This is a genomic window from Clostridium sp. (genome assembly GCF_051656525.1).
Classification (GTDB): Bacteria; Bacillota; Clostridia; order Clostridiales; family Clostridiaceae; genus Clostridium.
The window spans coordinates 1-13117 of sequence record NZ_JBOGCC010000078.1; the positions used below are offsets into that span (position 1 = coordinate 1).

At 28.1% G+C, this 13117-nt stretch carries 7 protein-coding genes and 1 pseudogene; 7 read left to right on the forward strand and 1 reads right to left on the reverse strand.

From position 1 onward, the window contains the following. Positions 1-467: pseudogene (locus ACRDDY_RS02915) on the forward strand (TIM-barrel domain-containing protein); the annotation flags it as partial. 101 nt (positions 468-568) lie between these two features. Here the strand turns inward: ACRDDY_RS02915 and ACRDDY_RS02920 are convergent. Next, positions 569-2518 carry an amylo-alpha-1,6-glucosidase gene (locus tag ACRDDY_RS02920; protein ID WP_438563468.1) on the reverse strand — a complete coding sequence of 650 codons (1950 nt, stop codon included), beginning with the start codon at positions 2516-2518 and terminating at the stop codon, positions 569-571. Positions 2519-2895: 377 nt separating this feature from the next. Here ACRDDY_RS02920 and malQ point away from each other — a divergent pair, with 377 nt between their 5' ends. From malQ to ACRDDY_RS02950, 6 genes are all read left to right on the forward strand, one after another. After that, the gene (malQ, locus tag ACRDDY_RS02925; protein WP_438563469.1) at positions 2896-6762 is read left to right on the forward strand and encodes a 4-alpha-glucanotransferase; all 3867 of its coding nucleotides are present in this window, start codon (positions 2896-2898) and stop codon (positions 6760-6762) included. A 77-nt stretch (positions 6763-6839) separates the two neighbouring features. After that, the gene (locus tag ACRDDY_RS02930) at positions 6840-8147 is read left to right on the forward strand and encodes a sugar ABC transporter substrate-binding protein (RefSeq protein WP_438563470.1); all 1308 of its coding nucleotides are present in this window, start codon (positions 6840-6842) and stop codon (positions 8145-8147) included. A gap of 71 nt (positions 8148-8218) precedes the next feature. Further along, positions 8219-8695 (forward strand): hypothetical protein, encoded by a 477-nt coding sequence (locus tag ACRDDY_RS02935; RefSeq protein WP_438563471.1) that lies wholly within the window; start codon positions 8219-8221, stop codon positions 8693-8695. Between the two features lie 15 nt (positions 8696-8710). Next, positions 8711-10783, forward strand: coding sequence for an ABC transporter permease subunit (locus ACRDDY_RS02940; protein WP_438563472.1), 2073 nt, complete (start codon positions 8711-8713; stop codon positions 10781-10783). Positions 10784-10786: 3 nt separating this feature from the next. Further along, a complete protein-coding gene (locus ACRDDY_RS02945) occupies positions 10787-11680 on the forward strand; it encodes a sugar ABC transporter permease (protein ID WP_438563473.1) in 894 nt (297 codons plus the stop codon). A gap of 12 nt (positions 11681-11692) precedes the next feature. Next, a complete protein-coding gene (locus ACRDDY_RS02950; protein WP_438563474.1) occupies positions 11693-12775 on the forward strand; it encodes an ABC transporter ATP-binding protein in 1083 nt (360 codons plus the stop codon). Positions 12776-13117: the final 342 nt, after the last annotated feature.

The window sequence follows — 13117 nt, forward strand, 5'->3', positions numbered from 1 at the left end:
TAGGAGATAGTTTAATGGTAGCACCAATCTATGAGCCGAATAAAAGAGGAAGATATGTATATATTCCTGAAGAAATGGCATTATGGAAAGTAAAAGAATATAACAAAATAGAGCTAGATATAATAAATAAAGGACATCACTATATAGATGTGGATCTTAATGAAATCCCAGTCTTTATAAGAAAAGATAAACTTTTTACAATATCTGACTCTGCTCAATCTACTGAAAAATTAAGTATGAAAAATCTAAAGGTAGTTGGTTTTGTAGAAAATGGAGCAGAGTATAAATTATATACTGATGATGGAATAAGTAAAGATATGAGAAATTCTAAAGAAATGCTTATAAAAGTGTGGCTAGAAAAAGATGAGTTAAGGGTAGAAACAGAAAATAAATTAGATGAAGTAAAAAATATAAGCTTTAATATTATAACAAAAGAAGGATTTAAAATTAAAAATATAGAGATTTAGGAAAAAAGAGAGGTTGTTTAAAAGTAAAACAACCTCTTTATAAATATATAAATATATTTATAGCCAGTAGAAAAAATATTTCTATTGGCTTTAGATTTATATTAATTATTTTGTATATAAGAGAAGACTCTTAAAAGTTCAGATGCACTCCAAGCTTGAGCAAAGCATCCATGTGAACGAGCTTGATTTAATCCATCATAAATTTCAGCAATATGACCAACACATCCTTCTTTAAGGCAAGGATTTAAATATTCTAACATTTCATATACTTCAGTTTTAGCCTTTTCTGAGTGGTTATTTACTTTAAGATAAGAAATTAAAAATCCACCAAGGGGGAAAGGCCAAACTGTTCCTTGATGATATGCCATATCACGATTAAAATGACTACCACCGTAGTTAGGTTTAAATTCACTATCATATTTACTTAAAGTTCTAAGACCATATGGCGTATAAAGTTCATTATAAACTTTATCTAAAACAGCACGAGACTTTTTTTCATTTAAAAGAGGGAATGGCATCATTAGAACCCATATTTGATTTGAACGAATTTGAGTATCATAACTTTTTCCAGAGTAAACATCTTTAAGACAGTTTTCTTCAGCATTCCAAAAGTTTTTATTGAAAGAATCATATACTTTAGCACTAAGAGAAGAAAAATTTTCAAAATCTTTACCTAGAAGTTTAGAAAATTCAGATGCAATCATAAGTGAGTTGTACCAAAAAGCATTTATTTCAACTGGCTTTCCATGTCTTGGTGTTGGAAGAATAGTATCAAATCTAACATCCATCCATGTTACTTGATCAAAGCCTGAACCTGCATGAATTAAATAATCATCATCCATATAAATATCAAAATTAGTTCCTTTTTTGTACCAAGATATTATAGCTATAATTGTGTCATAAGCTTCATTTTTTATAAAATCTAAATCTTTTGAAGCATTATAGTATTCATAAACTGCATAAATAAAAAGAAGGGAAGCGTCAACAGTATTATATAAAGGAGCTTTGTCTCCTTCAGGGAAGAGATTTGGCATAAGTCCATTTTTAGTATATTTAATAAAACTTCTAAAAATATCTTTAGCATCTTCAAATCTTCTTGTGGAAATGCAAGAACCTAAAAGGGCAAACATAGTATCACGTCCCCAATCCTCAAACCAAGGATATCCTGCAATTATAGTTTTAGCAGAAGTTGATTCACGGTTACATATGAATTGATCACAAGCTCTAACTAAAGTCTTAGCAGTTTCGTTAGAAAGATTAGATTTTTCTATTAAATCTTTTTGTCTTAAAATTTCAGAATCTATTAAACTATCAATATTTTCTTTTTCAGAAGATAAAGAAAGTATTATATAAAAATCTTTTTGTGATTTTGCAGGAACATTATATAAATAAGAAATGAATTTTGTAGCACACCCTACAGAGTCACGCCCATCAACTGAATCATAAGAGAAATATAAATCATTAATAAATTCAGGCTCTAAAATAGTTTCATTAGAATAATTTGTATCTATAAATAAAGCTATATCATTAGCAGTAAATTTATTTTCGTCTTTAATAATATTTAAAGGACTTGTACATGTTTTACCTCTATCTGCAAATTGGAATAAAGGTGTAAGATTTAAACTTGCAGAGTGATTTGTGTTGTTAGAAATTGAATATTTAATTCCAAGAGTATTTTTATTATGAGCAAAAACTATAGTTTTTTTAATTTTTACACCATCAAAAAAATAATCCCATGAGGGAAGATATTCTTGTTTAAAAGAAAGTATATTGGAAAATCCTTTTATATTTTTTGTGAAAGTAACAAATTCTTGTGATGATAAAGGAATTTCTTTTTCATTTATAACTAAACTTTCCTCTAGTTTATTTATAATATTTTTTCTAAGATTTGGAGCTTTTAATGAGGCTGTAAATAAGGAATGATCGCTCCTTGTAAGTGAATTTATAAGGGTTGTACTAGAATAACCTCCAAGTCCATTAGTTAATAGGTAGCAATTTTCATTTGCTCTTTTTAAATTTTTAAAATCATTTTTTCCATAAATAAATTTCATATTTTCTTCTCCTTAAAAATAGTTTTAGTAATAACTTTCTCTAATTTTAGCAATGTGGAAAAATATGGTCAACCAATAATGGTGACTATAGAACTTGAAATGTAAAACTATATTAAACTTAAGAAAGTTAGAAAAAACCAGGCTTTAAGAGAAGTTTTACTAAATAATATACTAAAAATCATTAAAAAATGAGAAATTGAATGGTAAAAGATAGACTTAAAGAAGGTATTTATAGACTAAGTTTTACAAGTGTAAAAAAGTGGTTATTTCATTGACTAAGAGTAAATGTAAATGTATACTTAAATTACAATAAATGGTTATTGAACAATAGATTTGAAAATATAATATAAAAGAAAGGGAAGGAAAGAAAAAGTTTTATGAGAAAGAGTGGAATTATATTACCGGTATTTTCAATACCTTCAGATTATGGAATTGGAACATTAGGTAAAGAAGCATATAAGTTTGTTGACTTTTTAAAGAACTCAGGTCAAAACTTTTGGCAGGTATTACCTGTAGGACCAACTAGTTATGGAGATTCACCATATCAATCATTTTCTACATTTGCTGGAAATCCATATTTTATAGATTTAGATTTACTTTTGAATGAGGGATTATTAACTTTTAGTGACATAGAAAAGTTTAGTTTCGGAAACGATATCGAAAGTATTGATTATGCAGTTATGTATGAAAATAGATATAAAGTTTTAAAAATAGCTTATGAAAATAGACATGCAGAAATAGATGAAAAAATAAGAGAATTTAGAGAAAAAAATAAAGAGTGGATAGAAGACTATGCAATCTTTATGGCTTTAAAAGATTATAACAAAGGACAAGCTTGGAGTGAGTGGGAAGAAGGAATAAAGTTTAGACGAGGAGAAGAAATTGAAAAATATAAAAATTTATTAGGTGAAGAAATTTATTTCTATATATTTTTACAATATTTCTTTTACAAACAATGGGACATGCTAAAAAGATATGCAAATTTAAATGGAATAGAAATAATAGGAGATATTCCTATATACGTAGCATTTGATAGTGCAGATGTTTGGGCAAATCCAAATTTATATAGTCTTGATGAAAATTTAAATCCAAAGGAAGTTGCAGGGTGTCCACCTGATGCATTTTCAGAAACAGGGCAACTTTGGGGAAATCCAATTTATAATTGGGAGGCTATGGAGAAAGAAAATTATAGTTGGTGGATTAGTAGAATTAGAGAAGCTACAAAAATGTTTGATGTTATAAGAATTGATCATTTTAGAGGATTTGAAAGTTACTGGTCAATACCTTTTGAAGATGAAACAGCTATCAATGGACAATGGAAAAAAGGTCCTGGAAAAAGTTTGTTTGATAAAGTATCACAGGAACTTGGAGAAGTTAATGTAATAGCAGAAGACTTAGGATATATAACAAAAGAGGTTAGAGATTTATTAAATGGTTGTGGCTATGCAGGAATGAAAGTTTTACAATTTGCATTTGATCCACAAGGAGATAGTGAGTATTTACCACATAATCACATAAAGAACTCAGTTGTTTATACTGGTACTCATGATAACGATACCGTAAAGGGATGGTATGAGAGCTTAACTGAAGAAGAAAGAGTTTTCTGTAATGAGTATTCAGGAATGGAATCATCAGAGGATAACTGGAAGTTTATAGAGCTTGCGTTAGGAAGTGTATCTGACACAGCAATACTTCAGGTGCAAGATATTCTAAATGTAGGAAGTGAAGGTAGAATTAATATTCCATCTACATTAGGTGAAAACTGGAAGTGGAGAATTAAAAAAGATTCATTAACAAAGAGTATTGAGAAGAAGTTAAGAAGTGTAACTAGAACTTATAGACGAGGTGAATTTAATATGGAAGAAAAAATAGATAATAATTCAGACTTAGATAAAAGAATAGAAATGGAACTTCTAAAAATCTATGGAAAAGAGGCTTCGGAAGTAACTGTTAATGAAATGCACAATGTGGTTTCAAAAATAGTTATGGATAAAATAGCTAAAAGGTGGACTAAATCAAATAAAAATTTTAATGAAGAAAGACATGCATATTATTTATCAGCAGAATTCTTAGTTGGAAGAGCAATTCAAAATAATCTTATTTGTATGGGAATATTTGATGAAGTTCGTGAAGCTTTAGGAAAACTTTCATTTGATATAAATAAGTTTGATGAAATAGAAGATATGGCTCTTGGAAATGGAGGACTTGGAAGACTTGCAGCTTGTTTCTTAGATAGTGCAGCTTCTTGTGATATTCCTTTAAATGGATATGGGATTAGATATAAGTATGGTTTATTTAAACAAAAATTTGAAGATGGATTTCAGGTAGAAGAAGCAGATAATTGGACAAGATATGGAGATAATTGGAGTATTAGAAAATTTGAAGATAAAATTAAGGTTAAGTTTTCAGATTTAGAAGTTATAGCAGTTCCATATGATATGCCCATTATAGGATATAAGACAGAGAATATAGGAACTCTTAGACTTTGGCAAAGTGAAGCTGTAGAAGATTTTAATTTTGAAGACTTCAACAATAGTAAATATAATAAAGCAGTTTTAGAAAAGACAAAGGCAGAAAATATTTCAGCAGTATTATATCCAAATGATAATACTCAAAAAGGGAAAGTCTTAAGATATAGACAACAATACTTTTTTGTAAGTGCATCACTTCAAGATGTTATAAGAACTTATAAAAAGAAGTATGGAAAAGATTTTAGTAAATTTGCAAGTTTAAATATTATGCAATTAAATGATACTCATCCTGTTATAGCTATTCCAGAGTTTATAAGGTTAATGAAACTTGAAGGAATAAGTTTTAATGAAGCATTTAATATGGCAAGAGAAATATTTAATTATACAAATCATACAGTTATGGCAGAAGCTTTAGAAAAATGGGATGTAAAACTTATAAGAATCTATACACCAGAAGTTATGAAAGTTATCTATGAAATAGATAAAAAGCTTGTAAAAGAAGTTTTAGAACTTGGAGTTAAAAAAGAGGAGCTTTCAAATTATAAAATAGTTTGTGATAGAAAAGTTCATATGGCAAGAATGGCAACATTTATAGGAAAATATGTAAATGGAGTTGCAGAAATTCATACAGAGATTTTAAAGAAAGATACTTTAAGTGAATGGTATAAGTTATATAATGAAAAATTCCAAAATAAAACTAATGGAGTAACTCAAAGAAGGTGGCTGGCATCTTGTAATAAGGAACTAACTGAATTATTAACTAGATTGTCTAAGGGAGATTCTTTTATAAAAAATTTAGAAGAGTTAAGAAGTCTTAATGGACTTGAAGATAATGAAGAAGTTTTAAATGAATATATAGCTATAAAATCAGAGAAAAAGAGACAATTAATTGATTATATAGAAAAGAATGAAGGTATTAAATTATCAGAAGACTTTATATTTGATATTCAAATTAAAAGGTTACACGAGTATAAAAGACAGTTTATGAATGCTTTATCAATTTTAGATTTGTATTATAGGATTAAAGATGGAGAAGTTAAAGATTTCTATAAAACAGCATTTATTTTTGGAGCAAAAGCTGCACCAGGATATAGACGTGCAAAGGCTATTATAAAACTTATAAATGAAATTGCAAATCTTATAAATAATGATAAAGATATGGAAGATAAAATAAAAGTTGTATTTGTACAGAATTATAATGTTTCATATGCAGAAAAGCTTATTCCAGCAGCTAATGTTTCAGAACAAATATCAACAGCAGGAACAGAGGCTTCAGGAACAGGAAATATGAAGTTTATGCTAAATGGAGCAGTAACATTTGGAACATTAGATGGTGCAAATATAGAGATAGTTAGAGAAGCAGGTCTTGAAAATAATTATATATTTGGAGCAAAAGAAGAAGAGATTTTAGAAATAAAAGATAGATATAATCCAAAAGAAATATATGAAAATAATCCACATATAAAAAGAGTCTTAGATTCAGTAATAGATGGGACTTTAAATGATGGTATGGAAGATGAAGAGGGAGTTATAGAAGGAAGCTTTAAAGAGCTTTATAATTCACTATTAAAAGGTACAAGCTGGCATAAACCAGATCATTATTTCATATTAAATGATTTTGATAGATATTTTGAAGCTAGAATAAAGCTTAATAATGACTATAAAAATAAGGAAGAATTCTTTAAAAAATGTTTTAGAAATACAGTTAATGCAGGATTTTTTAGTTCAGATAGAACTATAAGAGATTATGCTAAAAATATCTGGAAGATTTAAATTTAAAACTATAAAAGGGTAAATTATAAAAATAAAATATATAGATATAATTTAAAAAAAATTTGGAGGGGAATTTTATGAAGAGAATATTAGCAATGGGTCTTATCGCTATGAGTTCAATTGGACTTATAGGGTGTGGAGGAAGTAAAGGAGCAGAGGAAGATGTAGCATCACTTGCAAAGGATGCAAGCATTAAAGTTCAAGTAGAGGAAGGATGGCTTCCATATTATGAAAAGGCTAAGGAAAGAGTTTTAAAGAAATATGAAGGAGCACAGATTGAATTTATAACAAATGGGTCATTTGATCACTTAGGAATTATTGATAATACTGATATAACTAATGAAGACGTAGCAGATGTTTTTGCACTTCCACTTGATAGATTTGATGGACTTACAAAAAATAATGCTTTAGCTAAAATTGATGCAAAAGAGATGTCAGAACAAGTAGGTGGGTTTAAAGATTTTGATAAGGGAATTGGAGGAAGCTTAAAGGTTGGAAATGATTACTTTGCTTTCCCATACAATATAGAAACTTTAATTGGATATGTAAATGTTAAAAATGCAAAAGATAAAAAGGTTGATATAACTAAGGACATAGAGTTTTCAGACCTTGATTATCAAACATTATCGGTATTAGTTCATGATGCTTGGTTTGGAGTAGCATTTGCAAATAGTGCAGGCTTTGAATTATTAAGCAATGAAGGTGGAGAGTTTAAAACTGACGCAACTAAAGCTTGGAGTGAGCTTGATGAAAAACAAAAAGGTTTATTTGAAAGTGTTTATAAATATTGGAAAGAGCATGACAAAAACAAAACTGATCTTTGGGATAAAAAAGCAGCTGGTGGATATTTAGATGAGCAATTTAATACAGGTAAAAACAGTGTTATAAGAATAGATGGACCTTGGGCAACACCAAACTTAGCTGAAAGAGTTGGTAGTGAAGAAAATCTAGAAGTTATTCCTTTAAATAGAATAAAAGTAAACGGACAAGCATTACAACAGTGGAAAGGTGGATGGGCACTTGGAGTAAATGCTAGAGCAGAAGAAGATCAAGGTAAACTTGAACTTTCAAAAGAAATGATTAAAGAATTAGTTAATCCAGAATTTGCAAAAGACTTATTTAAGCAAACAGGAAAAATATTAGAAAATGTTGAACCTTCAGCATATGAAGGAATTGATGCATTAAATAAAAAAGTTATAGATGCAACTTATGAATCATATGAAGCAGCGGTTTCAAGACCTTTATTTGCAGAGTATGGGAAAGTTTGGGATAGCTGGCAAAATGCATTATTATCATGGTCATCAACACAACCTAAAAATGCAGAAGAAGCATACAAGCAAGTACAAGCTTCATTTGAAACTATGATAGGAACAATTAAAAAATAGAAATTAAAAGTTAAAGTGGGTTAGTGCTAGAAAAACTTTTTCTAGCACTAGACTTTAAAAAGGAGGACATATTGAGAGATAGTATAGAACTAAGTAAAAGAAATTTTTACATTATGATTACTTTATGTGGAACCATTATTATGATGGCATCATTAGAGGCTATATTAATGATAAAAGATAGTGGAATGTTTGAAGTTTGGAAAGAAAGTTTAGGAACAAAGATTGGTGATAGTACACAAGATATGTATTCTGTCTATCTAACAATGTGCCTTTCAATATTTTTCATTAAAATTATAACACCTATAAGTTTAGGGATATATACTTATTTGGCGCTTATTAAATTAAGAATTAGTAAGTTATTTGTTCAAACATGGGTTCTTTTATCAATTGGGTTGTTTATATTTGTAGTTCTTATGGAAAAGGCATATTCAATATTTTTTATAGCTACAGCAATATCATACGTATTAATTGTAGTTATGTTAATTTACTTTTGGGCTGAAATTAACAGAAAGAAAAATGAGCAAATATTAGAAAGTATACAAAGATAATAGGGGTGAAAAAAGGTGAGTTTAAAGAGTGTTTTATATGATAACTTAGGCAGGGAATATAAAAGAAAAAATTTATATTTATATGATGTAGCTAAATTAGAAGAAGAGATAAAGGAAGAAGAAAAAGGTAAAAAGGAAGGCTTAAAAGAAAAACTTAAAGATCTTAAGAAAAATAAAGAGAGTCATCAATATATTCAAAAGTTAAATGAATTTAAAAAAGAGGAAAAGAAGTTTAAAGAAGAGCTTAAAAAATCACAAATTAAAAATAAAACTGAAGTTAAGTTAATTTCTAAACTTGAAAAAAGATTAGAAGAAGCAAAGAAAAAATGTAAGTTTTATAAAAAATATGTAAATTTAACTTATGATGCAGAGCTTATATATGAGCAAAGCAAACTTGAAATGGATCAGATTCCAGCAGTTTTAGAAGAGGCAAAAAAATCTAAAATAGAATTAGATTTTGCCATAAAAAAAGATAAAGAAATAAGTGGAAATAATGAGAAAAAATTCAAAATAATCTTTGAGAATTTTAAAGCAGAAGAAAAGGGGCTAAGAGATAGAGAAATAAAAGAGTTAAAAGAAAAATATAAAAATGGAATTATATCTAAAAAGGCAGAAGAGCAAGGGATTAAAAATGCTAAAAAAAGTTATGAAGATAAAGTTTTAATGAAATCCTTTGAATCTAAAAAGAAATATAATAATGAATTTATAAAAAATAAAAAATATGAATTATCAAAAGGTTTAAAAGAGAAAATTAGAAGTATTGATATAAATGTCAATGACTTAAGAAGAAATTATCCAATAGAAGTTGAAAACTCTAAAGCATTTAAAAGCTACTTTACAATTTTTACACCAGGAGTAGGACAATTTTTAAATAAACAATATGCAAAGGCAAGTATAACATTTTTAGGAATAGTTTATACTTATTTAATAGCAATTCCTTATGCGCTTGGATATGGAAATTATAAAGGTGATGGAATTGCAGGTCTTATAACACTTGCAGAAGGTGGTAAACGTTTAGACAGATCAATAATTTTTATGATAGAGGGAATAATTGCAATAGCACTTTTATCAATAGCATTTGGAATTATAGTTTTAGCCTTTAAAGATGCTTTAAAGGTTGAAAAAGAAATAATAAAAGGATGTAGACCTAATTCATGGTGTGAGACAAAGCAAATTTTAGCAGAAGAGGGAGTACCTTATATAATTTCAACACCAGCACTTATAGTAACTATATTTATAGTACTTGTTCCAATAGCAACAACAATTCTTTTATCATTTACTGGAATGGATCCAAACCATCAAGCAAGATTTGGATGGGAAGGCTTTTCTAATTATATGATTCTTATTACAGGAGAAGGAATGATTGGAACAATATTCTGGAAAATATTTAGGTGGACAATTATTTGGACAATTGGTGCAACAACACTTGGAATATTCTTAGGATTTTCACTTGCACTTCTTTTAAATAATGAAAGAATTAAAGGGAAAATATTCTTTAGATCAATATACTTACTTCCATGGGCAGTGCCAGCATTTATAACAATAATATTCTTTAGTATCTTATCATCTCCAAATGGAGCAATTACGGAAGTGGTTCAAAATCTTTTTGGAACAACAGTATCAATAAAGAATGATCCAATGATAGCAAAAATAATGCTTATATGTATTCAAGGTTGGCTTGGAAGCTCATATGTATTCCTTTTATCAACAGGTGTTCTTCAGTCAATAAATAAAGATTTATATGAAGCAGCGGATATAGATGGGGCATCAACATTTAGAAAATTAATGAAAATTACAATACCAATGGTTCTATTCCAAACAGCACCACTTTTAGTAGGACAATATACATTTAATTTTAATAATTTCTCAAGTATATACCTATTTAATGGTGGAGGACCATTTAATCCAGCAGAATATGGAAACTTAGCAGGAGAAACAGATATTTTAATATCATATATATATAAGCTTATTATGGAAAATCAAGAACAAGCAATAGGAGCTGCAGTTAGTATTCTTATATCAATAGGACTTATGATTATTGCATATATAGGCTTTAGTAGAACAAAAGCATTTAAGAAGGAGAGTTAAAGAATGAGGATATTTAAAAAGAAAAATGATTTATATTTATCAGATAAGCCACCTTTAACGAAGCTTGGAAAAGTTGGACTTATTCTATCTTATGGAGCACTTATATTTTGGGCATTAATAGTTTTATGGCCTTTATCAAAACTTGTAATATCATCTTTTAATGGTGAGCAAGGAAAATATCTTATGTTAAATGGAGAATTTTCATTTAGTATGAAACACTTTGAATATCTTTTAAACGATACTCTTTATTTAACTTGGATGAAAAATACTATATTTATAAGTTGTGTTACAGCAGTAATAACAGTGGTTATAGTTTCTTTTACAGGATATGCTTACTCAAGATATAGATTTAAAGGAAAAAGAATGTCTCTTATGGGAATAATGATAATACAAACTATACCAAGCTTTGTTGGAATAGTTGCATATTTTACAATGCATTCAATAATAGAAGCAAAAATTCCAGGTTTTTCAAGAAAAATGATGCTTATTTTGATATATGCAGGTGGAGGAATAGCAGGAAATACATTTATATTAAAAGGGTATTTAGATTCCATATCAACAGAGCTTGATGATGCAGGAAGAATAGATGGATGTTCTAGTATGAAAATATATAGACTTATAATAATGCCAATTGCAAGACCAATGCTTGCAATAATAGCTCTTTGGTCATTTATAGGACCATTTATGGATTATCTACTTCCAAAAATATTATTGACAAACCCAGAATCATATACACTTGCAGCAGGATTATTTACACTAACAAATGATATGAGAACTATGAATGAACCAGCTTTTGCAGCAGGTGCATTACTTACAGCAGTTCCAATCGTAATAATGTTTTTAGCACTACAAAAACATTTAGTTGCAGGTCTTTCAAGTGGTGCGACAAAAGGATAGGAGTGAGAAGGTATGAAAATAGCATTAAATAATATAGGAAAAAAATATGAAAGCAGAGAGGACTTTACTTTAAGAAATATAAATTTAGAAATTGAAGATAGAGATTTTTGTGTAATATTAGGTCCTTCAGGATGTGGTAAAACTACACTTTTAAGAATGATAGCAGGGCTTAACTCAATTACTGAGGGAGACTTAATATTTGGAGAAAAGAGAGTAAATAAATTAGCTTCTAAAGATAGGGATATAGCAATGGTATTTCAAAGTTATGCATTATATCCACATATGAGTGTATATGATAATATGGCTTTCTCATTAAGTATGAGAAAAGAAAGAAAAAATATTATTGATGAAAGAGTAAAGGAAGCTGCAAAGCTTCTTCAAATAGAAAATTATCTTCACTGTAAACCATCAGATATATCAGGAGGACAAAGACAAAGAGTAGCACTTGGACGTGCTATAGTTAGAAAATCTAAAGTATTTTTAATGGATGAGCCTTTATCAAACTTAGATGCAAAACTTAGAGAGCATATGAGAGTTGAACTTGTTAGAATTCATAAGCAGCTTGAAACAACAACAATATATGTAACACATGATCAAGTAGAAGCTATGACGATGGCAACAAAAATTGTTTTAATGAATGATGGAAAAATACAACAAGTAGGAAAACCATATGATTTCTATAATAAGCCTCAAAATATGTTTGTAGCTAAGTTTATAGGATCACCAACTATTAATATGATAGAGGGAAAAATAGAAGATGAAAATTTTATATCAGAAGATGGAATTATAAAGGTAGAACTTAAAGAGGAAGATAAAAGGGCGTTAAAAAGTTATGAAGGGAAAAAAGTACACTTAGGAATACGTTCAGAAAGATTTACTAGTGGAAAAGGAAAAAATAGCTTTGAGTGTACTGTAGATGTTATAGAAGTTTTAGGAAAAGAAAAAACTTTATTTGTAAAACTTAAAAGTGGAAAGGATATTGTTATAACAGTACCGGGACATTATAAATATGATGTTGAAGAAAAGCATAATTTTGGATTAGATTTAGATGCATTACATTTCTTTGATTATGAAACAAAAGAGAGAATAAATTAATTTATAAAATTTTATTTAATAAAGTTTAATTATTATACTAATTAATGCCTAGTTCCTTTTATTTATAAAAGGAGCTGGGCATATATTTTTAAATGGATAATTTAGTAATATATGAAAAACAAGTAATATTAAAAATAGATAGTAATATAAAGGAATACATGGACAATTATAAATAAAATATATATTAATGTATTAAGATATACGAATTTAAAATTAGTTATTAATAAAAAATATATATAAAATTGGTTAATAAATAATTAAAAAGATTAATAATTAGAGAAAATAAAAAAAATGAATAGACATTAGGAACTTAAAGAGTTATTCTATGTAATAGAAATTTGT